Here is a 24,022-nt window from a genome sequence, read left to right as displayed (position 1 = left end):
AAGAACTTTAAATCTTATAAAACATGAAAAATTTCACATTCAATATAAACGAAAACAGTTACGGAGTTAAGATTCTTTCTCATGAAAGTAACATTATAGAATTGGAAGTAAATGGTACTTCTTATTCTGTAAAAATGAAGGAAGAAATTAAAAAAGTAAAAACACCTACGTTGGTTAGAAAACCAGTTAACTCGGCTATAGAACCCGTAAAAATAAATCCGAGTTCATCGGCAAAAGCTAAAATTACCGCTCCAATTCCAGGCGTTATTTTATCTCTTAAAGTAAAAGTAGGAGACACCATTAAAGAGAACGATTTATTATTGGTGCTTGAGGCCATGAAAATGGAGAATAGCATTGTTTCAGAAAAGTCGGGAGTGGTTACTGCTGTAAATGTTGCTGTTGGCCAACAAGTTTTACAAGGCGAAGTAATGATAGAATTAGAATAGAATTAGAAAAACATCATTCAAAAAAATAGAATCATTTTAAATGATTGGTGATTCATTTTATAGTTTGAAATGATTAAACAGAAGACAATGAAAAAAGTAATATTAATATTTGGAATTCTATCACTGCTAATTTTTATAAAACCAGTATTAGGATTTAGTGCAAATTCCACAAATACAACGACATCTACTACAGTTTCTAAAACAGAAACCAGCGTTGATGAAAGTTTTGTTTCTGAAGCTTTTGATGGTATAAAGCATTTTTATGAGTTTACAGGTTTTGCCAATGCTCAATCTGGAAACTTAATTATGATTTTAGTAGGTATTATTTTTATATATCTAGGTATTAAATTTGATTACGAACCTCTCTTATTAATTCCCATAGGAATAGGTGTTATTATAGGTAATATACCCTTTGTGCCAGGGAATCAAACAGGTATCTATGAAACAGGGTCTGTATTGAATTACCTTTATTTCGGGGTGGTAAAGGGAATTTATCCACCACTAATATTTTTAGGGATAGGAGCCATGACCGATTTTTCATCCCTTATAGCAAATCCTAAATTAATGCTTTTAGGTGCTGCGGCACAAATTGGGGTATTCGCAACATTTTTAGGGGCACTTTATTTAGGATTTAATCTTCCAGAAGCAGGAGCTATTGGTATTATTGGTGGTGCCGATGGGCCAACAGCCATCTTCCTATCATCAAAATTGGCCAATGGTATTAATGTTTTGGCAGACGGAACTACGGTTAAAAATTTAATTGGACCTATCGCGATTGCTGCTTATTCTTATATGGCTTTGGTGCCTGTTATTCAGCCGCCCGTAATGAAATTGTTAATTTCAAAAAAAGAGCGGTTAATTAGGATGAAACCTCCAAGAGCCGTTTCACAAAAAGAAAAAATGATCTTTCCAATAGTAGCTTTATTGTTAACAACGTTTATTTCACCAAGTGCGTTGCCTTTATTGGGTATGTTGTTTTTTGGGAATCTATTAAAAGAATCTGGAAGAACTGAACGACTTGCTGAAACTGCTCGAACTAAATTAATTGATATCATCACGATTCTTTTAGGGGTTACTGTTGGAGCTTCCACACAAGCAGATATTTTTATCACCAAAGATTCCATGATGATATTTGGATTAGGAGCTATATCATTTGTTATAGCAACTGCGGGCGGATTGCTTTTTGCAAAATTCATGAATTTATTTCTTAAAGGCGACGATAAAATAAATCCACTGATTGGTGCTGCAGGTGTTTCTGCGGTTCCGGATAGTGCTAGGGTGGTGCATGCCGAAGGGTTAAAAGCAGATCCCCACAATTATTTATTAATGCATGCTATGGCACCAAATGTTGCAGGGGTTATAGGGTCTGCTATTGCGGCAGGTATTATTTTAAGCTTTTTAGGGTAGTTTAAATTTTTGATAGAAAAGGAAAATAAATTTAAAAACATAAGATGATGGATTTACCAAATAAAATGACAGCCGATGAAGCTGTAAGGTTAATAAAATCAGGAGATAGAGTGTTAATTCAAGGAGGGGCTGCAACACCACAAACGCTTATTAGAGCTATGGTAGCTAGAGCTTCAGAATTAAAAGGCGTTAACATAGTGCACTTACACACCGAAGGTGAATGTGGTTATACAGCACCAAACTTAAGAGAAAGTTTTTATACAAATGCCTTTTTTATAGGTGGAAATATTAGAAAAATGATTGGTGATACTGCTGATTATATCCCCATTTTTTTGAGTGATATTCCCAGTTTGTTCCGTCAAGGTTATATGCCTTTAGATGTCGTTTTAGTGAATGTATCCCCTCCAGATAAACATGGTTTTTGTTCTTTAGGGGTTTCTGTAGATATCGTCATATCTGGCATCGAACGAGGTAAAAAAGTGATAGCTCAAATCAACCCTAAAATGCCACGAACTTTTGGAGATGCTATTGTACATATTAACACTTTTGCTGCTTGTGTGGAGGTTGATGAAGATATTTATGAAATGAAATTGGTAGCGCCTTCTGAAGAAGAAAAAGCCATTGGCAAAAATATTGCAAGCATTATTGAAGATGGTGCCACATTACAAATGGGTATTGGTGGTATTCCTAATGCGGTTCTGTCTTATTTAATGAATCATAAAAATTTAGGTGTTCATACCGAAATGTTTTCAGAAGGCATTGTAGATTTAGTGGAAAAAGGTATTGTAAATGGGTCTAAGAAAAAAGTAAATCCATATAAAATAGTGTCAGGTTTTGCTATGGGAACCAGAAGACTATATGACTTTATGGATGACAATGCCGAAATAGAAATGTTAGATATTGGCTATGTGAACGATACATCTGTTATTCGTCAAAACCCAAAAGTAACAGCTATCAATTCAGCTATTGAAATTGATATTACCGGACAAGTTTGTGCAGATTCTATTGGTACTAAAATGTTTTCTGGAGTAGGAGGTCAAATGGATTTTATGCGTGGTGCCGCTTTATCAGAAGGAGGTAAACCTATCATTGCAGTAAACTCTACAACATTAAAAGGTGTCTCTAAAATTGTGCCTATGTTAAAACAAGGTGCTGGTGTGGTTACAACACGTGCGCATGCCCGATTTGTTGTAACAGAATATGGTGTAGCCGAATTATTTGGTAGAAGCTTAAAACAGCGTGCAGAATCGCTTAGGGATATTGCGCATCCAGATCATAGGGAAGCATTGGATAAGGCCATTTTTGAAAGATTTGGAAGTAGTGTTAAAGTTTAAAAATATTGAAATAACTTAATATACATGGACATGGTTATGAAAACTAATAAGAATATACTTTTTTCCGATTTTAAGCCTGTTACCAAACAGGAATGGGTTGATAAAGTGACTATAGATTTAAAAGGAGAGGATTTCAATAGAAAATTAGTTTGGAAAAACTTGAATGGAATAGATGTTCAACCTTTTTATAGTGCTGAAGATAAACTGGATTTTCTAGCAAATACTGGTGAAAACGCCCAAAATGTAATCAATTATAGAGAGATTAAAGTTGCTTCTGCCGAAAGCGGTAATGCATTGGCCATAAAAGCTATAGATGAAGGGGCTACAGGACTTCTTTTTAGTTTGAAAGAACAGGTGTCTGTTACCAAACTTTTAAAGAATATCAACATTAATGAGATTGCGGTATCTTTCGTTCTAAACGAAGGTGCTATTGGCTTTATAAAAGATTTTTTTGATTTTTCAGAACAGAATTTAAACAATAATAAAAACTTGAGAGGTTATTTCGATTTAGGAATAATATCTAATTATGTTACAACGGGGCATCATAATATACTTCAGTTTGAAACATTAAAGCATATTGTAAATTTATCAAGTGACTATCCAAATTTTAAAGCCATCACCATTTCTGGTACACCGTATTTAGATTCGGGTTCCAACCAGGTTCAAGAAGTTGCTTATACTTTAAATTCCTTAATTTACGTCATTGAGCAATGTTTTTATATTGGTATTGATGTTGAAAGTGTTTTTAATAATCTTCACATACAATTAGCTATTGGATCAGAATACTTTATTGAAATTGGCAAGTTTAGAGCCTTTAACAGTTTGTTGCACAGTATAGCAAAAACATATGATGTCTCAGATTTTGATTATACCCTCACTGCAAAAACGTGTATTTGGAGTAAGTCGGTAACCGATGCGCATACAAATTTATTGCGTGCAACTACCGAAGCGATGTCTGCCATTTTAGGTAATGTAGATGGTGTTTTAATTGATGCTTATGATAAAGAATTTAATAATCCTTCCGATTTTTCAACCAGAATAGCGGGTAATATCACAACCATTTTAAAAGAAGAATCTTATTTCGGAAAAGTTTCTAATCCTGTAGATGGCTCGTATTACATAGAAGAAGTAAGCACCCAAATAGCAGAGAAAGCCTTAGAGCTTTTTAAGGCTATTGAGGCACAAGGAGGTTTTTATAAGGCTTTTAAAATGGAATGGATTCAAGAACAGATTGCAGAAATACGCCAAGAAAAAATAAAATTAATAAGTCAAAGACGCTTGCCAATGGTTGGGGTAAATAAATATCCTAACCTCATGGAAACGGTACCATCACAAGTGCTTTCGGCTGGAGCAACATCAGATTCAAAATTATTAACGCCAAGGAGGGCATCGCTGGAAATTGAAGCTGTGAGAAAAGTAACGGAACAAATTGTTGACACATCTGGTAAACGTCCTATCGTAGAATTGGTAAGTTTTGGAAATTTAACCATGCGTAAAGCCAGAGCCGCTTTTTCTTATGATTTTATGGGTGTTTCAGGATTTGAAGTGTGGCAAGAAAAAAGTCATGATAGTTCAAAGCAAGCAGCAGAGAGCAGCGCAAAATCAGAATCCGATGTAGTTGTCATTTGTAGTTCAGATCCAGATTATAGCGAAAGTGCCTTATTATTTGTTGAAATTTTTAGGGATATTAATACAGATAAAGTACTTTTATTAGCAGGGAATCCCGTAGATATTATGAACTCGTTAACGGCTGCTGGTTTAGATGGATGTATTCATTTAAAATCGGATGTGATACAAACCATTTCAGGTGTTCAGAAAAAAGTTCAAAAAAACATTAAATCATTACAATTATGAGACGTGATTTTTCAGATCTAAAATTAAATACTGCTGTAAAAACGCAGTCAACATTTTCAGATACCCAAGATATTTGGAATACTCCCGAGGGTATTCCTGTAAAGAAACATTTTTCAAAAGAAGATATTAAAGATGCTGAACATTTAGATTTTGTCGCAGGATTACCGCCATTTACAAGAGGTCCTTACAGCACGATGTATGTTACCCGACCATGGACCATTAGACAATATGCTGGGTTTTCAACTGCTGAAGAATCTAATGCATTTTATAGAAGAAACTTAGCGGCTGGACAAAAAGGATTGTCTGTAGCATTCGATTTAGCAACACACAGAGGCTATGATTCCGACCATCCACGTGTTACGGGAGATGTTGGAAAAGCTGGAGTGGCTATCGATTCTATTTTAGATATGGAGATTTTATTCGACCAAATTCCGTTAGATAAAATGTCTGTTTCCATGACTATGAATGGAGCTGTATTGCCAATTATGGCATTTTACATTGCTGCAGCCAAAAAGCAAGGTGTGGCACTGGATCATTTAAGTGGCACCATTCAAAATGATATTTTAAAGGAATTTATGGTGCGTAATACCTATATCTATCCACCATTGCCATCCATGAAAATTATTGGTGATATTTTTGAATATACCACCAAGTACATGCCTAAGTTTAACTCCATTTCTATTAGTGGTTACCACATGCAAGAAGCTGGTGCGACTGCAGATATTGAGTTGGCATATACCTTAGCCGACGGTATGGAATATATTAGAAGAGGATTGGATTCTGGTTTAAAAATAGATGAGTTTGCACCCAGACTGTCATTTTTCTGGGCAGTTGGGATGAACCATTTTATGGAGATTGCCAAAATGCGTGCAGCACGTATGCTTTGGGCAAAAATCATTAAACAGTTCAATCCCCAAAACCCAAAATCGATGGCTTTGCGTACGCATAGTCAAACGTCTGGTTGGAGTTTAAGTGAGCAAGATCCTTTCAATAATGTAGCTAGAACATGTATAGAAGCCATGGCAGCTGGTTTGGGCGGTACACAATCGTTACATACCAATGCGTTAGATGAAGCTATTGCTTTACCAACAGATTTTTCGGCTAGAATTGCACGTAATACACAAATATATATTCAGGAAGAAACCCAAATAACCAAATCGGTTGATCCTTGGGCAGGTTCTTATTACGTTGAATACCTAACTCAGGAAATAGCTAAAAAAGCTTGGGCATTAATTCAAGAAGTTGAAGAACTTGGTGGCATGGCAAAAGCTATTGAAACAGGGGTTCCTAAAATGAGAATTGAAGAAGCTTCGGCACGTAAACAAGCACGATTGGATTCTGGACAGGATATTTTAGTAGGAGTTAATAAATTTAGAACTAATGAAAAATCGAATATCGAAATTTTAGAAGTTGATAATTCTACAGTAAGATTGTCTCAAATAGAGCGTTTAAAAAAATTAAGAGCGAATAGAAACCAAGATGTCGTAACCGCCAATTTGAAAGCATTAACAGATTGTGCAGAAACAGGAAAAGGTAATTTATTGGAATTGGCTGTTGAAGCTGCTGAGAATTTTGCAACTTTAGGAGAAATATCCGATGCTTTAGAAGTTCATTTTGGTCGTCATAAAGCAGATACTAAATTAATAAGTGGCGTGTATAGTAAAGAAGTAAAAACCGATGATATGTTTGCAAAAGCACAGCAAATGGCTGATAAATTTGCAGAAATTGAAGGACGTCGTCCTAGGGTTATGATTGCAAAAATGGGACAAGACGGACACGATAGAGGAGCGAAAGTCGTGGCTTCCAGTTTTGCCGATTTGGGTTTTGATGTCGATATGGGGCCTTTATTTCAAACACCTGAAGAAGTTGCCAAACAAGCCATTGAAAATGATGTGCATTTTGTAGGAGCTTCTAGTTTGGCTGCTGGACATAAAACATTGATTCCACAATTAATAGGTGAATTAGAAAAATTAGGAAGACCAGATATTATGGTGTTTGCTGGCGGTGTGATACCAGAACAAGATTATAATTATTTATTGGAACGCAAAGTAGCTGCCATTTTTGGTCCTGGAACTGTAATTTCAAAAGCAGCTATTTCCATTATGGAAAAATATTTAGAACAAGATTAATAACTTAACGTTCAACTTGCGAAACCCCGCTTGACCTATCATGGTACAAGTGGGGTTTCTATTTTAATCAATTAGTGTTTTTTTAATTTTTTTTCCAAAGTGTTTTGGCAGTAGCACACACTTTATTACTTCCAATAATTTTTATGGTATGTATAAAAGAATTATCATCTGCATCATCATTTGTTAAAGATAAAACCCTATCACCATATTGGGCTTCTGCAATAAATCTTCCGTCTATCACATGTAAAAAATGATTATCTACAATATCCTCTGGAATGGATTCAATCACCCATTGTAAATACCTGATATTGTTCACATGTTTGTTCATGTCGGTATCAAATCTATTGACTTTAAATTTTTTTATATGGGTTGCAACCTCCATAGCGTCTATTTTTTTCTTGATGTTTTTAACAATGGATTCTTCATTATAGTAAGACCATTTTTCTTTAATATCATTAAAAATGGGTGTTGGTTTCCTGTTTTCAATATCAAAGAAAACCCATAGGCCTTTGGCACGGCCAATAATATTTTGCTGTACATCAAAAATGATATTCTCTCGATATCCTTTAATGGAAGAGTAGCTGGATAACCAAGTTCTAATCGTGATTTTTTCTTTGTAATTTGGGTAGCGAGCCATTTGCAAAATACCGGAAACCAATACCCAACCAACATTTTTTTTATTAAGATCGAATAAACTGTGGTTTATGGAGTAGCAATGATCTGCGGCAGTTTCTTCCAATAATGCTAAAATGATGGTGGGCGTTGCCAATCCCAACTTATTCATTTCAAAATATCTTAGCTCAAATTGTTTGTCGAAATAATTTTCAAACGTCATTTCATAGAGAATTAAAAAAGTTTAAAAACGATTTCCTATTGAAAAGATGCTTTAAATTTTTCAATAATAAGTTGTGCTGCTTTTACTGGAGACATTTCAGAAGATATAATATCTTTTTCTAAAATTGAAAGCCTATTTGCAATATCTTTTGAGCCATAAAACATAGCTTTAAGTTCCTCATTGATATTGTCGTACATCCAGCGTATTTTTTGGTGATTTCTATTTTTATCGAAATACCCATTTTCGTTAACCAATGTTCTGTATTTTGTAATCTCTTCCCAAACCGTATCAATCCCTATATTTTTTGTTGAAGATGCTTTTGTGACAACAGGCATCCAGCCAGATTCCGATTGCGGAAAAATATGCAATGCATTTTGGTATTGTAAACGCGCCATCTCACTTTTTTTAATATTATCGCCATCGGCTTTATTAATGACTACCATATCTGCCATTTCCATGATGCCTTTTTTTATGCCTTGCAGCTCATCGCCTGCCCCTGCCAACATTAAAAGGAGGAAAAAATCGGTCATGCCATGAACCGCGGTTTCCGATTGTCCCACACCAACGGTTTCAATTAGAACAACATCGTAGCCAGCAGCCTCACAAAGCAACATGCTTTCAGCTGTTTTGTTAGCAACACCGCCGAGCGTATCACCAGAAGCTGACGGACGTATATAAGCATTCTCTAAATTGCTTAAGGCTTCCATACGAGTTTTATCACCCAAAATGCTGCCTTTCGAGCGTTGGCTACTAGGATCTATAGATAGAATCGCCACTTTTTTGCCTTGATTGATTAAGTGTTTTCCGAAAACTTCAATAAACGTGCTTTTACCCACACCAGGAACACCTGTAATTCCAATACGTATGGAATTACCAGAGGCTGGCAAAATAGCCTGAATAATATCTTTTGCAAGGAGTTTGTCGCTTTCCAAATTGCTTTCTATAATGGTAATAGCTCTAGAAAGAATAACCCGATCGCCATTTAAAACACCATCAATATAGGCTTGTGCGGTTAGTCTGTTTTTGGGTTTGTAGTGTATCATGCAGGGAAAAAATTGGAGATATAAAGATACTGATAAAGTAAAAAAATGCCATGGGAATGCCGCGTTTTTTAATTAAAAAAAACGCCTAAAAAATTCTAAAAGATATGTTTGTTAATCAATTAGTTACTTGCTTAACAAGTTTTCCTAAAAAATCTTTACTTTAACGGAATTTTTAAAATGTGTCATACAATTTAGATGAAGATTAGATATTCTATAGTTACCCGTTTCGCTTTGTTTTTTACGGGGTTAATTATATTTTCTATACTGCTTTCGGGATATTTGGTTTTTAAAAATGCCTCTAGGGTTATTGTAACCTATTCTAAGGAGCGTATTATGCACACTTCCGAATTGGCCGAACAATCATTTTACGCCTTATTGAATGAGGTGTCTAACGATATTGCCGTAATATCTAACAGCCCAACACTCCAAAATTACATTACAGAAACTACTAAAAAAACAAGCGATGATGTTAATGAACTTTTTAAAGTAACGCTTAAAAATAAAGCATCTTATTTTCAAATTCGATTGATTGGGATTGAAAATAATGGCAAGGAAATTATTCGATTAGATAAAATAAATCAAGAAGTTATTATTTCCAATAATCTTCAAGAAAAGGGCAGTCAAGAGTATTTTAAGGAAGCTATAAGAATGAACAAAGGTGACTTTTATTTTTCTGAAATAAACTTGAATGAAGAATATGGTGTTATTAGCATGCCTTACATACCTACACTAAGAGCAGCAAGCCCCATTTTTAATACTGAAAATAAAATAATTGGTATAGTTATTATTAATGTTGATTTAACAAAACTGTTTGAAACATTGGATAAAATATCGGGCAATGAGTTTAAATTATATCTAATAGATAACAAAGGACAATATTTATATTCACCACAAAAAACTCAGCAATTTGGAGTACAAACTAAAACCAATTTTAATTTTTTTAATGATTTTAATTTAAAATCTAGCTCTCATTTAAATGATGGTTTTAGTCAATTAAATGAGAAAACCAAAGGCGATTTACTAAGTTATATTAAACCATTAACCTATTTTCAAGGTGTTAGAAAATTGTATTTAATTTCTACTATTGAAGATAATACGCTAATGGCAAGTGCTTTATTGGTACGCAGAGATAGTTTGCAAACATTGCTTTGGGTGTGTTTGTTTTCTATTTTAATATCATGGTTTTTTGTAAGGTATTTTTCTAAAAAAATCAACAAGATTACAGAGGCAATAAGTAATTATGATAAAGGAATTGATGGTAATATGGAACTTCCCATACATAGAAAGGATGAGATAGGTGCCTTAGCTCTAACTTTCAGCAAAATGAGAGCGAAAATAGACTCACAGGTCTATGCCTTACAAACATCACTTAAAAAAGAAAAAGAAGCGAGGAATCAACGTGACGAATTTTTACAGAACATGAGTCATGAAATGCGAACACCGCTTAATGCTATTTTAGGGCTTACAAAATTATTGCATAAGAATGCCCCTACAAAAGCACAATTACCTATTATAAATTCGTTAGAACGAGCCTCAAATAGCCTTGCTGGATTAGTTTATGATGTTTTAGACCACAAAAAACTTGTAGAAGGGAAGGTGCATATTACACAGGAATCCACTAACATTGAAGAACTTTTAAAAGATATTTATGCAACATATCAATACGAGGCTATTCAAAAAGGATTGGCATTTACTTTGAATATTGATGAAGAACTTAAGAACCAGTATTTTATAACCGACGCTTTAAGACTGTCGCAAATTGTCATCAACTTGGTGGTAAATGCTATTAAATACACTCAAGAAGGTACAATTAATCTTTCAGCAAAATTAATTAATGAAGACGCATCTTTATTGGAAATAAAAGTAACAGATACAGGCATTGGTATACTTCCTGAAAATATAGATAAAATAAACGATCGTTTTTTTAGGGAAAAAGAAGATCTATCTGGAAGATATGGAAGTTACGGACTAGGTTTATCTATAGTAAAACAATTGTCCATATTGTTTGGCGGAACTTTAATGGCAATATCTGAAAAAGGAAAAGGTTCAGAATTCTGTGTTAAAGTTCCTGTAATTCCCACTTTAAAAAGCGAAACTAAAATAGCTGATAAATCGTGCCTGTATCCTAAACTCAAAAAGTCATATAAGATACTGCATATTGAAGATGATTTATCAACTTTAGAATTGGTATCATACATTTTTGATGATGAAAATATTCGCTTAATTCAATTGAACAAATGGAACATGGTCATGGAAAGTATGAGTGATAATCCTGATATTATTATTAGCGATATGATGCTTGAAAATGAAAACCTCTCGCAAAAACTTTCAGATTTAGTTAAAATAAAAAAAATTATATGCCCCATTTTAATGGTGTCTGCTACCGAACCAGAAGTTATGTCTGCAATAAGCACCATATATTTCCAAAAACCATTTAATATTGATTATTTAAAAGATACTGTATTTAAAATACTGGGAAGTCATGAATTTACGCTTCCCGATTTTTCGAATATTTACAGCAATTATGACAACAATTCCAATAGAATAATTAAAGTATTGAAACTTCTTGAAGAAGAATTTGAAACCTATTTAAAACGGATTGATTCGGTTGTTAAAACTAAAGATGAAAGTGAATGGGAAGCTATTTTGCATAAAATGATAGCTCACATAAATAATTTAAAATTGCTATCCCTTTCCGAAGTTTTGCCACAAAAAGTAAAAGAGGTGGCGAACTCTGATTTAGAAAATATATATAATGTGTTTGCTTATTATTTGTGTTGTATTCGAGTGGAAGTTCAACTTAATTCAAAAGATTAATTTTTGCAAGTAATTCTTTTTCATAACTCTGACTTACCGGAATATAATCCTCACCAAGTTCCACCATGTTATTATTTATAGAATCTATTTTATTAAGATTTACAATATACGAACGATGCACACGCTGAAAATAATCTGGAAGTTTAACCTCCAAATCTTTTAAAGCCATTAATGTCAATATTTTTCTGTCTTGCAGTACAACTGAAACATAGTTGGCTTCCGATTTAAAATATTTAACAGATTCCAATTCTATTTTTACCAACTTGTTACCATCTTTAATAAATAATCTACTTTCTTTTTCCTGATTTTTAGATATGTGGCTTTTTGCTTTTTGAAATGCCTTAAAGAATCGAGGAAAATCTATTGGTTTTGCTAAAAAGTCTACTATCTGGTCATAATTGTAAGAATCAGAAGCAAATGCTTTGTTAGATGTTATCATAATAACACATGAGTTAGAACTGATAATTTCCAATATGTCTTTGCCCGTTATATCTGGAAGATTAAAATCCAGAAAAATAATATCAAAAGAGGAGGTGTTTATAAGATTAATAGATTCAAACCCAGACGTAGTAGTGGTAACACTAGTAATATCGTTAATCTTACTACAGAAGTGTTCGATTAAATCACAAATTAAAGGATCATCATCTATTATCAAGCATGTCATAGCTCATCAAATATATTGTGGATTTCATCAAGCAATATACTCAATTCATATAAAAAAAAAGATTTATAATAAATTAAAGTTTACTATTGATTACCAAACTAAACTAAATTTATGAAACTAAAACTAACACGGTCAGCTGTTGCTGCTATTTTATTATTGACAGTTGTAAACTGTAAAACTCCACAAAAAGAATCTATATCTCTTGTAGAAAACCAAAAACCGATTGTTGGGGAGCCAAAAGGAGTAGATAATGTAGCTTATCAATGGGCTTTTATGGCGCTTGAAGGAACCGCTAATGATACCGATAAATTTAAACCAAGACCAACCATTACCTCCCGATTTTTAGGGTTGATATTTACATCTATGTTTGATGCTTGGACACGTTTTGATGATAAAGCGAATCCGCTTTATTTAAACGATGTTGAGCGTCGACCAGAAAATGAAAGAACTTTAAAAAACAAGGAAATTGCAGTTAGTTATGCAGCCTATAGAGCATTACGAGAATATTATTATTCTGATAGTTTAATGTTTAGTAATAAAATGAAAGAGCTAGGATTAGATCCTAATAATAAATCTTTAAATCCGAATACGCCTGAAGGTATTGGTAATCTTGCAGCCAAAATGGTTATTGAAAGCAGAATGCATGATGGTTCTAACCAGTATGGGGATATGGAAGGGTCTAATGGGAAACCTTATTTTGATTATACTGGGTACAAACCAGTAAATGATGCAGACAATAATGTTGATATTGACAAATGGCAACCAAAATATTTTTCCGATGGTAAAGGTGGAAAATTTGCGCCAGGTTGTTTAACACCTTATTGGCAAAAAGTAAAGCCACTTTTATTGAATACCTCTGATCAATTTCGTCCAGGACCGCCACCAATGGTTGGTTCAGAACAAATGGCGAAAGAAGTACAAGAAGTGGTAGACTTACAAGCTAATTTAACTCCAAAGAATAAAGCCTTAGTCGAGTTTATGAGAGATGGTCCAAAGTCTGTTCAACAAGCGGGTCACTGGCTTAAATTTTCACAAGATGTTTCTAGAAGAGATAATCATACACTAGATGAGGATTTAAAAATGTATTTTTTAGTAGAATCGGTTGCTATGGATGCGTTTATTGCGTGTTGGGATGCTAAAATGTTTTATGATTCAGCAAGACCATACGCATTAGTGCACCATTATTTTCAAAATAAAGACATTAAAGCTTGGGGAGGACCAGATGAAGGTATGATTACTATGAAAGGAGAACAATGGCGTCCATATTCTCCAGATATATTTTTATGTCCACCATTTCCAAGTTATGTGTCTGGACATAGCACTATCAGTGGAGGTTGTGCCGAAGCATTAAAACTTTTTACTGGTAATGATACGTTTGGTTCTGAAGCAGAAATGATTCCTGGGGCACTTACTGAACCCAATAATTTAGGTGAAGTTGTTACTCTGAAATTTCCAACATTTACTGAAGCTGCTGAGATGGCAGGTATATCAAGAGTTATGGGAGGCTACCACATTCAAGCAGATAATATTGAAGGTTTGAATTTGGGTAGAAATATAGCTCATAATAATTATGAAAAATATCTTGAGCTTATAGGTGAAACAAGTCATGACCATGACATGGTATCTAAATAAGAACAGCTTTATGAATTCTTTAATTTCTCAGGTTGAAAACTGAGGATATTAACTTAAACATTATTAAAATGACGCGTTTCATATCAAATATCAATAAGAATAGGTTACTAGCTATAAGCATAGGAATTATATATGTATGGTTTGGATTACTAAAGTTCTTTCCAGAATTAAGTCCTGCCGATGGACTTGCAAAACATACCATAACACTTTTAACATTTGGATTGATTCCTGAAAATATTAGTATTATAATGTTGGCCATACTAGAAGTTGGTATTGGATTGTCTTTAATTTTTAATTTTCAGCTTAAAATAGTTGTAAGTGTTGCTATTATTCATTTAATACTGACCTTTATTCCGGTATTGTTTTTTCCTGAAGTATCCTTTGCAAAAGCACCTTTTGTACTAACATTGGTTGGACAGTATATCATTAAAAACATAGTGATTATAAGTGCTTTGCTTTTTATATATCCTTTAGATAATTTAAATATTCACAAACAATTAGTAAAAAAATAAAATGACACGTAAAACAATGTTACTTGTATGCATCGCTTTTGTGTTTGTTGGAATTGTAGGATTTCAAATGGTTGGAAATGGGTTGCATTTATTGCAAAGTCCTGGCACTAAAGTTGAAAACTATAAAGAAAGTGATTATGGACTTGGAAGCGGTTATGTTGATAGTTTGAAGCAATATCCTGATGTGAAGTTAGGTGAACGTCAACCTTTTGAAATTTGGGAATATGCAGGGAAAGGTGAAAGTTCTTTTGGGAGTCCAGAATTGCCTATGCCTTGGAGCGAATGGGTCTCTTTACTTAAAAACCAGAAGCCAAAACTAATGAAGGATGTTAGAACTTATATGGCTAGCCGATATAATTTTACTAACAAAGCCATTCCCAACCAGTTTATGTCTGGGGGCAGAAAGCCCATAATGGCAGGGCCTATCGCTAAAATAACCGGAAATGTAAAATCTTTTGAAGATTTGTCTAAAATGAGTGCAGATGAAATTAAGAAAAAAGATTTATTTCCTTATAAACCTTTAGCACATCCCTTGCAAACGATTGCTCATATGGTTTTTCCAGATGCATGGAACAAAGTACACCCCGAGCATGAGAGAATTGATATGGATCATGATTTTCCTGATAGTTATCTGCCAGAGTTTCCAGCTCCCATGTTTTTATCTACTCATAAAGAACTTGGTGATGTTACCAAAGGGCAAGAAGTTACTTTGGCTAATTATTACGAGATTTTTAACGGTTTGTTAACCGCCGAGCAAATGGAAGGATTGAAGGAATTATTAAGACCAACTCCAACTACCTGGTTTAATCAAACTAATCATAGAGTAACTTTAGAGCCAAGTGCAGGTGTTTCGTGTTTTTCTTGTCACGTGAATGGACATACTAACGGGGCTTTTGAATTAGGTCCGGACTCAAGACCAAACTTTGCAAGATTACGGGTAGATACCCCAACCATGAGAGGGAATTACAATCTTATGCAATTAGCCTCAAAACGATCTATTAGAAGTATGGATCACTTTGCGGAAGTAGAGGAGTATTTCGATGGAGATCCAGGAATGCAACAAGCCATTGGACCACGTTCACAAAAAAGAGAAACAACCAATAGAATGGGTGATTTTAACTCTATTCTAGATTATGCCCCAGCTCCTAAATTGGATCCTTTGGGAAAATTATACAAAGATAAAGCTACTGAACAGGAACTTTTGGGAGAAAATATATTTCATGGTAAAGGACAATGTATTACATGTCATTCAGGGCCAGCTTTTGTAGATGACTATTTACACGATTTACAAGTGGAGCGCTTTTATAAAGGTAGACCAGAAGGCCCAATAAAGACCTTTGCTTTACGTGGAATTAAAGATTCACCTCCTTATTTACATGATGGTAGATGTCCAACTTTAGGAGATACGGTTGAGTTTTTTAATTTGGTATTAGAACTTCAATTGAAAAAAGAAGAAAAAGAAGCTTTAGTAGCTTATATGCTTTGTCTCTAATCCGTTATCTAATTAACATAACCAGATTTATTTAACCATCATACTGATTAAAATGAATAATATTTTTTTTAGAATAAGCGTGGCTTATATGGCTATGTTATGCCTTTTAGTTGTAGGTTTTGAATCATCTGCTCAAGGCTGTGTTGCTATTCGTGGATTTTCTTCTTGCAATAGCTTTATGGAAAATGGAGGTATTTTAATGAAAGGAGATTTTTCTGTGGGTTCTAATTTTAGATATTTTGAATCTTTTAGGCATTTTAGAGGTACCCATGAGGAAGCTAATAGAGTTGAAGAAGGCACCCAAGTTATTAATGACTCTTATTTTGTAGACATTACTTTTAATTATGCTATTTCTGATAGACTGTATGCTACGGTACTACTACCTTTTGCATCGCATAGCAGATCATCTATGTATGAGCATGGAGGAAACCCTCCAAATGGACTAGGTGAACGCCATAATACACGTTCAAGTGGATTATCAGATATGAGATTAGGTCTGGGTTATTGGCTATTTAAGGACAATTCAAAGGGCTATAATTTTGCCTTAGGTACTGGAATTAAATTGCCTACTGGGGATTATAATTATATGGATACATTTTATAATCAAGGACCAAATAAAGACCAAGATGTTTTGGATGTTGTAGACCAATCTATTCAATTGGGAGATGGCGGTATGGGATTTAATGTCGATTTTCAAGGATATTATATGCTATCAAATAGTTTTACACTTACCACAACTTTATACTATTTGTTTAATCCAGAAGAGACTAATGGTGTATTGACAAGAGGAGGTTCAAGTGAGTTTTCCGTACCCGATCAATTTGCAGCGCAATTGGGGGCGTTGTATTCCCCAAATATTAAAGGACTTAGCTTTTATTTAGGAGGAAGAATAGAAGGCGTGCCATCATCAGATTTAATAGGAGGTAGTAATGGTTATAGAAGACCTGGATATGCCATTTCAGTAGATCCTGGTATTAATTACAATACAAATAATTTATCCTTAAGCCTTAATGTTCCAGTTGCTATAGAAAGAAATAGAACCCAAAGTTATTTAGATAAAAAGCGTACAAAAGAAACAGGTGTTTTTACACAAGGGGATGCAGCCTTTGCAGATTATCTTATCAATTTCAATCTTACGTATAGATTTAGAAATCATAGAAATAATAAAGGTGTAGATTTTAATTTGGTTGATTAGAACGTAATTATAATCGGTTGAAAATCTTTAATAAAATCTAATTAAACCTTAGAGGTTACAGATTGAACAAATACATATCCAAAACCTAAGAATAGCATTAAATGGAAAGGAAATAATCCGAAATCACCCCCTTGATTTCCAACAATAAAAGCACTGTACATTCCAAAACCAAAGTATAACATCAAAAGACCTTCGAATATAACGTGAAGGGATATGGTTTTTTTAATGTATTTATTATTTTTCCAACTGTCTTTAATAGAGCTAATATTGAATTTTGGAGTACGAACAAATTCGCTCTTTTTACCAAAATGACCTTCGAGTACGGCAATAGAGTTGTGAAGGGAAAATCCCATGGCTATCGTAAAAAATACAAAAAACATGGCTATATAGCTAATGAAATTTTTTATACCAGCACCATGTATTCTTTTGTACATAATCCAATAGCATATAAAGAATATAACTGTACTTAAAACAAAAAAGCTCATAACATAAAAGTATGGTTTTAAATGAGCGTACTGATTTTTAATGTAAAGCATTGGGATGCTTAATATAGCAACAATAAGAATATTTAAAAACATGGTACTGTTCAATAAATGGAGTACACCATGTAATTTTGTTTTTGGTGAAATATTTTTACTTCTCAAAACACGTCCAAGCATTTTTTTGAAATTTTCTGCTCCTCCTTTATTCCATCTGAATTGTTGAGATCTGGCAGCACTAATTACAACTGGTAATTCTGCCGGTGTTTCAACATCTTCTAGATATTTGAATTTCCAATTTTTTAATTGGGCTCTGTAGCTTAAATCTAAGTCTTCAGTAAGTGTATCACCTTCCCAATTGCCAGCATCTAGAATACAAGTTTTTCTCCAAACTCCAGCAGTGCCATTAAAATTTATAAAATGTCCTTTACTATTTCTGCCAACTTGTTCTAATGTAAAATGAGCATCCAAAGCAAAAGCCTGTATTTTGGTAAGTATAGAATAGTCTCTATTAATGTGTGACCAACGTGTTTGAACGACTCCAATGTTTTCGTCTTTAAAATAGGGAATGGTGCGTTTTAACCAGTTTGCTTCTGGAAGAAAATCAGCATCAAAAATAGCAACGTACTCTCCTTTGGCTATTTTCAAACCTTCTTTAAGTGCACCAGCTTTAAAGCCACTTCTGTCAATTCTAGTTATGTGTTTTATATCAAGTCCATTTACACTAAGAGCTTCAATTTGCTTGCGAGTTGTTTCAACAGTTTCATCTGTGGAGTCATCTAAAACTTGAATTTCTAGTTTATCATGTGGATAGTCTATTTTGGAAATATTTTCCAGCAGTCTCTCCATAACATACATTTCGTTATAAACGGGAAGTTGTATAGTTACAAATGGAATTTCATCAGGATTAGTAAAATCGAAAGATTCACAGGACATTACTTTTCTTTTGGATGCCAGGTAGTTGAATAATAAATTTAATTGTGCCAACGCATACATGAAAATAAGTATAAGCGATATGGTGTAAACAACAATAATTATAGTTTCGACAATCATTATTTAAAACTGTATTTAAAAATCCAACTTAGTATTTTTATGCCTGCAAATATACTACCTTTTATGGTTCCTGAAACTTTTGAGACCCCAATTCTATGTCTATATTTTACAGGAACTTCTCTGTAACTTAATCTTTGTTTTAATGCTTTTAATTGCATTTCTACGGTCCAGCCATAGGTCTTATCTTGCATATTAAGCCCTAATAAGGCATTGTATTTAATGGCTCTAAAAGGGCCCAGATCTGTAAATTTTGACCCGAACATATATTTCATCAAAAAAGTGGCTAACCAATTTCCGAAAATTTGCTGTGGTGTCATAGAGCCTTCTTCTCTTAATTCTTTAACACGTGCGCCTATAACAAAATCTATATTGTGGTTCAAAATGGGGTCAATAATTTTGATTAATTCTTCAGGATAATCACTATAATCCCCGTCTATAAATACGACTATATCTGGTTTTTCTTGTTGATTTGCAAGATAATCAATTCCTTTTAAACAAGCATAGCCATAGCCTTTTCTGGTTTCGGTTAACACAATGGCTCCTGCTCTTTTTGCATTGTTTTCAGTATCATCGGTTGAGTTATTGTTAACAACAATAATGTCTTTGACTATTGAGGGAATGTCTTGGATAACGTTTGCGATGGAACCACCCTCATTATAGGCAGGAATGACGGCTACTATTTTTGTCATTGAATGTCGATGCTTTTTTAAATAATTATTTTCTGTATAAAAAATAATTATTAACCAAATCTATATAGTTTTGTTTAGCTTCATCTTCACTAATATCTTTTGCTTGGAATAAAGCATTTATCTTAAAAGCATTTATAATTGGTTTTTTACTTTTAGGTTGGCTAAAATTATTAGTGGCTTTTTTATAATAAGCATAAAGCTTAAGCAACGTATCAGCTGGGAATGGTTCTGTATGGGCATTTACCCTTTCTACAGCTTCGTTAAACAAGATGTCCAAATCTTTATTACTCATAGTTCAGCAATAATACTTTCGCCTCCGCGAACTTTTTGATTTAATTTTACTTTTATATTGGTGTCTATTGGTAAGAACAAATCAACTCTAGACCCAAATTTAATAAAACCGGAGTCAGAACCTTGTGTTACAATATCATCCACTTTACAATAGTTCACAATACGTTTAGCCAAAGCTCCAGCTATTTGTCTATATAATACTTTACCATACGTTTTGTTTTCAACAACAACGGTGGTGCGTTCATTCTCTTCGCTGGCTTTTGGATGCCATGCTACTAAATATTTTCCTGGATGGTATTTGCTAAAAATAACGGTGCCACTTATAGGATGTCTTGTTACATGTACATTTATAGGAGACATAAAAACACTAACCTGTAAACGTTTGTCTTTAAAGAATTCATTTTCAAAAACTTCTTCTATAACTACTACTTTTCCATCTACTGGAGAGACTACTTGATTATTGTTTAAAGATGTATGACGCTTTGGATTTCTGAAAAATTGAAGTATCAGGATTAAAAAAACCAATAATACAATCATGATAACAGTTTGAAGCCAATGTATTGGGAAAAAATTATCTACTAATAAAATAGATATAATAACAAAAGCGAACGTAGCTAATATGATTTTATATCCTTCTTTATGAAACATATTGTAAAATTCTTAAAAATAAATATATAAATGGTGCCGCAAAAATAATGCTATCTAAACGGTCTAGCAATCCGCCATGGCCTGGCATAATAGCTCCGCTATCTTTAACATTTGCTTGTCGTTTAAACTTAGACTCTATTAAATCTCCCAAGGTTCCAAAAACACTTATGATTATACTTAAAACAAGCCAATTTGTAAAGCTTAAAGTCTGCGTAAAGGTAGTAATAAAATAACTTGCAATGCATGAAAAAAATAAACCTCCTAAAAATCCTTCAACTGTTTTTTTAGGTGATATTTTCTCAAAAAGTTTTTGCTTTCCAAATTTTTTTCCAATTATAAAGGCAAAAGTATCATTGCTCCAAACCAAAATAAAGGCTCCTAATAATATACAGGGATTATATTCTTTATGGAAATTGGCGATTAAAATTAGAAACACAAAGGCACTTGACAGATAAAGCGTAGTTATAATAAATCGTTTTGAACTAAAAAGCGGAATTGTTTTTTCCGAAAACAAATCTTTTATTAAAAATAGATTTACAAATATGCTTAAAACCATTAAAATTTGTGTTGACTCATCTAAACCTTTTGAGTTTGAAGCCAGTTGCCAATAACCAAAAATACTATATAGTATTATAAAAAGGACATAAGAAATGAAGCTTTTAAGTTGAATAAGCTTATTTAATTCCGCCATGCAAACAAGTCCAAAAATAAAAAATAGAATAATTAATGCATACTGAAATTTAAGGGAGATCAATAAGAGTGAAATGTAAAGTAAACCAGAAAAGGAACGTACTATTATTTCTTTCATTTAGTGAATTGTAGTTGCTTTTAATGATTATAAATCTTCTAAAAGCAACAAATATAAGTTTTTAGAACTACTGCCATAGCTTAAAAAATCTTTTTCATCAGTACTAGATTTAAAATGCTTTATGGTTGTTATATTGGTAGGAATTCTTTGTTTGTTTTTAGATTTTATACCTCTTAAGCCTTCGCCTATATTTTCTGTAATTTGGCTAGTAGTTGCAAATACAATGAAATTTACGGGTAGTTCTTGAAGTTTTTTCTCAAATATTTGATTAGAGCTAATTAATAGAGATCCATCGTTAGCTATTAAATTCTCACAAGTTGTTAGGAAGATAGAGGCTTCATTAATTGAACGTGTAAATTCAATATTCGACTCAGCAAATTTGTCTTTTAAATTATTGTCGAGAACAAGTACTTTTTTTTCTTCCCATTTATTTTCTTCAATAATATTATATAAGTTTTCAAAAATTTCATCTAAACTATCGCAGTACAAAAACTTACCGCCATTTGCTTTGAAGTTTATGGTAAACTTTTCATCAATGGGGAGTTTGATTTCAGGCATATATTTGCCTCTTTCATTTGCTTTTAACTCGCTGTCTGTTTGATCAGATTTTGAACCAAAAATTTTTCTAAAAAGACTCATTCAGATTATTGCTATTAACTCAATTTAACTGGGCTTCATCAAATATAAAAAATCTTAAATTAACCATGCGATTAATTTAAGATTTTTACTAAAACGTTAACAAATACTTAAAAATCACTTGGCAGGACCTTCTCTATCCTCAACGATGAAAGGACGGCTTCCAAATATTTTCTCAAGATTGTCTTTAAAAATAACCTCTTTTTCAAGTAAAACTTCGGCTAATTCAATGAGTTTGTCCTTATTGTCTTCAAGTAATTTTATAGCACGTTGATATTGGTTTTCTATAATATCAGAAATCTCTTTATCTATTAATTCGGCAGTCTTTTCACTATAGGGTTTAGTAAAACCATATTCGTTTTGCCCAGAAGAATCATAATAGGTTAAATTTCCAACTTTATCGCTTAAGCCATAAATAGTAACCATAGCTCTGGCTTGCTTTGTGACTTTCTCTAAATCACTTAGTGCTCCTGTGGATATTTTGTTGAACATGACTTTTTCTGCAGCACGCCCACCAAGTGCAGCACACATTTCATCCAACATTTGTTCTGGATGGACAATTAAGCGTTCTTCTGGCAAATACCAAGCGGCTCCTAAAGAACGCCCGCGAGGTACAATGGTTACTTTAACCAATGGCGCAGCATGCTCTAACATCCAGCTAACCGTAGCATGACCTGCTTCATGATAAGCAACAGCTTTTTTCTCACTTGGAGTAATAATTTTATTTTTCTTTTCTAAACCACCAATAATTCTATCAACAGCATCAAGGAAATCTTGTTTGTCTACAAATTTTTTGCCATTTCTAGCAGCAATTAAGGCAGCTTCGTTACAAACATTGGCGATATCGGCTCCAGAGAATCCTGGTGTTTGTCTGGATAAGAAATCTAGATCTAAATCCTTTTCTTTTTTAAGGGGTCTTAAATGAACTTCGAAAATTTCTTTACGTTCTCTAATGTCTGGTAAATCCACAAAAATTTGTCTGTCAAAACGACCAGCACGCATTAAAGCTTTGTCTAAAATATCAGCTCTATTGGTTGCAGCAATTACAATAACGTTGGTATTGGTGCCAAAACCATCCATTTCTGTTAATAATTGATTCAGTGTATTTTCACGTTCATCATTACTGCCAGACATGGCATTTTTTCCTCTCGCACGTCCAATAGCGTCAATCTCATCAATAAAAATAATTGAAGGTGATTTTTCTTTAGCTTGTTTAAATAAGTCTCGAACTCTAGAGGCTCCTACACCTACAAACATTTCCACGAAATCTGAACCAGATAATGAGAAGAAAGGTACTTTTGCTTCACCGGCAACCGCTCTAGCCAATAAGGTTTTTCCTGTGCCTGGAGGACCAACAAGCAAGGCGCCTTTTGGTATTTTTCCACCAAGTGTGGTATATTTTTCTGGAAATTTAAGAAAGTCTACAATTTCTTGAACTTCTTCTTTGGCACCTTCAAGACCGGCAACATCTTTAAACGTTGTTTTTACTTCTGTGTTTTGGTCAAAAAGTTTTGCTTTAGATTTTCCAATATTAAAAATCTGTCCACCAGCACCGCCACCGGCTCCACCAGACATACGACGCATAATGAAAATCCAAACACCAATAAGTAATATGAATGGTAGTAAACCCAAAAGGAAATCGGTTAAATGATTTTCTTCTGTAATATAAACAGGTTCTAACTTTAAATGATTTTCTTCAATTACTTTGTTTAATTTATTTTGAAATATCTCTAGCTCACCAAATTCGAATGTATAATTCGGCAGTTTGGTTGAGGTAGGAAGTAGCGTGTTTGGTTTAGATTTTTTGTGAATATCTTTTTCTTCAGCTTCTTTGGTAAGATATACTTTTGCCAATCTTCTGTTTACGATTTCAACTTTATCTACATCGCCGTTTTCAACAAATTTGAAAAATTCTGTGGGATTGGTTGTGCTCCCATCTTCAAAACCATTACTATTAAATATTTGAAAGCCTATGAATATGGCTAGTGCAATGCCATAAATCCAATACGGATTGAATTTAGGTTTGTTTTCTTTTATTTTTTTCTTATCGTTTGCCAT

20 protein-coding genes are annotated in these 24,022 nt (G+C 33.5%); 10 read left to right on the top strand and 10 right to left on the bottom strand.

All coding sequences use genetic code 11. From position 1 onward, the window contains the following. Nucleotides 1-23 precede the first annotated feature (23 nt). From DKT72_RS13845 to scpA, 5 genes are all read left to right on the top strand, one after another. Nucleotides 24-446 carry a biotin/lipoyl-containing protein gene (locus DKT72_RS13845; RefSeq protein ID WP_111309341.1) on the top strand — a complete coding sequence of 141 codons (423 nt, stop codon included), beginning with the start codon at nucleotides 24-26 and terminating at the stop codon, nucleotides 444-446. Nucleotides 447-533: 87 nt separating this feature from the next. Beyond that, the gene (locus tag DKT72_RS13840) at nucleotides 534-1,853 is read left to right on the top strand and encodes a sodium ion-translocating decarboxylase subunit beta (RefSeq protein ID WP_111309340.1); all 1,320 of its coding nucleotides are present in this window, start codon (nucleotides 534-536) and stop codon (nucleotides 1,851-1,853) included. Nucleotides 1,854-1,900: 47 nt separating this feature from the next. After that, nucleotides 1,901-3,187: an acetyl-CoA hydrolase/transferase family protein gene (locus DKT72_RS13835; protein ID WP_111309339.1), complete on the top strand. Its 1,287-nt coding sequence runs from the start codon at nucleotides 1,901-1,903 to the stop codon at nucleotides 3,185-3,187. Between the two features lie 36 nt (nucleotides 3,188-3,223). Then, complete coding sequence (locus tag DKT72_RS13830) at nucleotides 3,224-5,041, top strand: methylmalonyl-CoA mutase family protein (RefSeq protein WP_162623317.1); 1,818 nt, start codon at nucleotides 3,224-3,226, stop codon at nucleotides 5,039-5,041. Beyond that, entirely contained in the window at nucleotides 5,038-7,170 is a 2,133-nt protein-coding gene (gene scpA / locus DKT72_RS13825; RefSeq protein ID WP_111309337.1) for a methylmalonyl-CoA mutase, read from the top strand. The genes DKT72_RS13830 and scpA overlap by 4 nt, the downstream gene beginning before the upstream one ends. Nucleotides 7,171-7,252: 82 nt before the next feature. On the opposite strand, the gene DKT72_RS13820 is transcribed toward scpA, so the two are convergent. Together DKT72_RS13820 and meaB are read right to left on the bottom strand one after the other, a co-directional pair. Further along, the gene (locus DKT72_RS13820; RefSeq protein WP_111309336.1) at nucleotides 7,253-8,005 is read right to left on the bottom strand and encodes an acyl-[acyl-carrier-protein] thioesterase; all 753 of its coding nucleotides are present in this window, start codon (nucleotides 8,003-8,005) and stop codon (nucleotides 7,253-7,255) included. A gap of 35 nt (nucleotides 8,006-8,040) precedes the next feature. Beyond that, nucleotides 8,041-9,048, bottom strand: coding sequence for a methylmalonyl Co-A mutase-associated GTPase MeaB (gene meaB, locus DKT72_RS13815; RefSeq protein WP_111309335.1), 1,008 nt, complete (start codon nucleotides 9,046-9,048; stop codon nucleotides 8,041-8,043). Nucleotides 9,049-9,243: 195 nt separating this feature from the next. Between meaB and DKT72_RS13810 the strand changes: the two genes are divergently transcribed. Then, nucleotides 9,244-11,865 carry an ATP-binding protein gene (locus DKT72_RS13810; RefSeq protein WP_111309334.1) on the top strand — a complete coding sequence of 874 codons (2,622 nt, stop codon included), beginning with the start codon at nucleotides 9,244-9,246 and terminating at the stop codon, nucleotides 11,863-11,865. Here DKT72_RS13810 and DKT72_RS13805 read toward each other — a convergent pair. After that, entirely contained in the window at nucleotides 11,849-12,529 is a 681-nt protein-coding gene (locus DKT72_RS13805; protein ID WP_111309333.1) for a LytR/AlgR family response regulator transcription factor, read from the bottom strand. The two genes, DKT72_RS13810 and DKT72_RS13805, sit on opposite strands and share 17 nt — an antisense overlap. Nucleotides 12,530-12,640: 111 nt before the next feature. Here DKT72_RS13805 and DKT72_RS13800 point away from each other — a divergent pair, with 111 nt between their 5' ends. The 4 genes from DKT72_RS13800 to DKT72_RS13785 all read left to right on the top strand — a co-directional run bounded on the left by DKT72_RS13800 (nucleotide 12,641) and on the right by DKT72_RS13785 (nucleotide 17,360). Then, on the top strand, nucleotides 12,641-14,161 hold the full coding sequence (locus DKT72_RS13800) for a vanadium-dependent haloperoxidase (RefSeq protein ID WP_111309332.1): 1,521 nt from the start codon (nucleotides 12,641-12,643) through the stop codon (nucleotides 14,159-14,161). A gap of 68 nt (nucleotides 14,162-14,229) precedes the next feature. Then, nucleotides 14,230-14,673 (top strand): doxx family protein, encoded by a 444-nt coding sequence (locus DKT72_RS13795; protein WP_111309426.1) that lies wholly within the window; start codon nucleotides 14,230-14,232, stop codon nucleotides 14,671-14,673. A gap of 1 nt (nucleotide 14,674) precedes the next feature. Beyond that, nucleotides 14,675-16,165 carry a cytochrome C gene (locus DKT72_RS13790; RefSeq protein WP_111309331.1) on the top strand — a complete coding sequence of 497 codons (1,491 nt, stop codon included), beginning with the start codon at nucleotides 14,675-14,677 and terminating at the stop codon, nucleotides 16,163-16,165. 52 nt (nucleotides 16,166-16,217) lie between these two features. After that, nucleotides 16,218-17,360, top strand: coding sequence for a transporter (locus DKT72_RS13785; RefSeq protein WP_235841706.1), 1,143 nt, complete (start codon nucleotides 16,218-16,220; stop codon nucleotides 17,358-17,360). A 41-nt stretch (nucleotides 17,361-17,401) separates the two neighbouring features. Here DKT72_RS13785 and DKT72_RS13780 read toward each other — a convergent pair whose 3' ends face one another. From DKT72_RS13780 to ftsH, 7 genes are all read right to left on the bottom strand, one after another. Continuing rightward, on the bottom strand, nucleotides 17,402-18,892 hold the full coding sequence (locus tag DKT72_RS13780; protein WP_111309330.1) for a cellulose synthase family protein: 1,491 nt from the start codon (nucleotides 18,890-18,892) through the stop codon (nucleotides 17,402-17,404). Continuing rightward, complete coding sequence (locus DKT72_RS13775; RefSeq protein ID WP_111309329.1) at nucleotides 18,892-19,581, bottom strand: glycosyltransferase family 2 protein; 690 nt, start codon at nucleotides 19,579-19,581, stop codon at nucleotides 18,892-18,894. Before DKT72_RS13775 ends, DKT72_RS13780 begins: the two co-directional genes overlap by 1 nt. 25 nt (nucleotides 19,582-19,606) lie before the next feature. After that, nucleotides 19,607-19,873, bottom strand: a complete 267-nt coding sequence (locus DKT72_RS13770; RefSeq protein ID WP_111309328.1) for an acyl-CoA-binding protein — start codon at nucleotides 19,871-19,873, stop codon at nucleotides 19,607-19,609. Continuing rightward, nucleotides 19,870-20,520 (bottom strand): phosphatidylserine decarboxylase family protein, encoded by a 651-nt coding sequence (locus DKT72_RS13765; protein WP_111309327.1) that lies wholly within the window; start codon nucleotides 20,518-20,520, stop codon nucleotides 19,870-19,872. The genes DKT72_RS13770 and DKT72_RS13765 overlap by 4 nt, the downstream gene beginning before the upstream one ends. Further along, a complete protein-coding gene (locus tag DKT72_RS13760) occupies nucleotides 20,510-21,328 on the bottom strand; it encodes a phosphatidate cytidylyltransferase (RefSeq protein ID WP_111309326.1) in 819 nt (272 codons plus the stop codon). The genes DKT72_RS13765 and DKT72_RS13760 overlap by 11 nt, the downstream gene beginning before the upstream one ends. A 27-nt stretch (nucleotides 21,329-21,355) precedes the next feature. After that, nucleotides 21,356-21,967, bottom strand: a complete 612-nt coding sequence (locus DKT72_RS13755) for an LUD domain-containing protein (protein WP_111309325.1) — start codon at nucleotides 21,965-21,967, stop codon at nucleotides 21,356-21,358. Between the two features lie 114 nt (nucleotides 21,968-22,081). Beyond that, a complete protein-coding gene (ftsH, locus tag DKT72_RS13750; RefSeq protein ID WP_111309324.1) occupies nucleotides 22,082-24,022 on the bottom strand; it encodes an ATP-dependent zinc metalloprotease FtsH in 1,941 nt (646 codons plus the stop codon).

Source organism: Confluentibacter sediminis, assembly GCF_003258355.1.
GTDB lineage: Bacteria > Bacteroidota > Bacteroidia > Flavobacteriales > Flavobacteriaceae > Confluentibacter > Confluentibacter sediminis.
The sequence above is the reverse complement of the archived record's forward strand: the minus strand, read 5'-3'. Positions and strand labels throughout refer to the sequence as shown.

Bases quoted from the DNA above. Each gene is read 5' to 3' on its own strand.
- DKT72_RS13795 (WP_111309426.1), top strand. From the start codon at position 14,230: ATGACGCGTTTCATATCAAATATCAATAAGAATAGGTTACTAGCTATA.
- DKT72_RS13835 (WP_111309339.1), top strand. From the start codon at position 1,901: ATGGATTTACCAAATAAAATGACAGCCGATGAAGCTGTAAGGTTAATA.
- DKT72_RS13800 (WP_111309332.1), top strand. From the start codon at position 12,641: ATGAAACTAAAACTAACACGGTCAGCTGTTGCTGCTATTTTATTATTG.
- DKT72_RS13845 (WP_111309341.1), top strand. From the start codon at position 24: ATGAAAAATTTCACATTCAATATAAACGAAAACAGTTACGGAGTTAAG.
- DKT72_RS13805 (WP_111309333.1), bottom strand. From the start codon at position 12,529: ATGACATGCTTGATAATAGATGATGATCCTTTAATTTGTGATTTAATC.
- scpA (WP_111309337.1), top strand. From the start codon at position 5,038: ATGAGACGTGATTTTTCAGATCTAAAATTAAATACTGCTGTAAAAACG.
- ftsH (WP_111309324.1), bottom strand. From the start codon at position 24,022: ATGGCAAACGATAAGAAAAAAATAAAAGAAAACAAACCTAAATTCAAT.
- DKT72_RS13840 (WP_111309340.1), top strand. From the start codon at position 534: ATGAAAAAAGTAATATTAATATTTGGAATTCTATCACTGCTAATTTTT.
- DKT72_RS13755 (WP_111309325.1), bottom strand. From the start codon at position 21,967: ATGAGTCTTTTTAGAAAAATTTTTGGTTCAAAATCTGATCAAACAGAC.
- DKT72_RS13765 (WP_111309327.1), bottom strand. From the start codon at position 20,520: ATGTTTCATAAAGAAGGATATAAAATCATATTAGCTACGTTCGCTTTT.
- DKT72_RS13790 (WP_111309331.1), top strand. From the start codon at position 14,675: ATGACACGTAAAACAATGTTACTTGTATGCATCGCTTTTGTGTTTGTT.
- DKT72_RS13810 (WP_111309334.1), top strand. From the start codon at position 9,244: ATGAAGATTAGATATTCTATAGTTACCCGTTTCGCTTTGTTTTTTACG.
- DKT72_RS13780 (WP_111309330.1), bottom strand. From the start codon at position 18,892: ATGATTGTCGAAACTATAATTATTGTTGTTTACACCATATCGCTTATA.
- meaB (WP_111309335.1), bottom strand. From the start codon at position 9,048: ATGATACACTACAAACCCAAAAACAGACTAACCGCACAAGCCTATATT.
- DKT72_RS13830 (WP_162623317.1), top strand. From the start codon at position 3,224: ATGAAAACTAATAAGAATATACTTTTTTCCGATTTTAAGCCTGTTACC.
- DKT72_RS13775 (WP_111309329.1), bottom strand. From the start codon at position 19,581: ATGACAAAAATAGTAGCCGTCATTCCTGCCTATAATGAGGGTGGTTCC.
- DKT72_RS13760 (WP_111309326.1), bottom strand. From the start codon at position 21,328: ATGAAAGAAATAATAGTACGTTCCTTTTCTGGTTTACTTTACATTTCA.
- DKT72_RS13820 (WP_111309336.1), bottom strand. From the start codon at position 8,005: ATGACGTTTGAAAATTATTTCGACAAACAATTTGAGCTAAGATATTTT.
- DKT72_RS13770 (WP_111309328.1), bottom strand. From the start codon at position 19,873: ATGAGTAATAAAGATTTGGACATCTTGTTTAACGAAGCTGTAGAAAGG.
- DKT72_RS13785 (WP_235841706.1), top strand. From the start codon at position 16,218: ATGAATAATATTTTTTTTAGAATAAGCGTGGCTTATATGGCTATGTTA.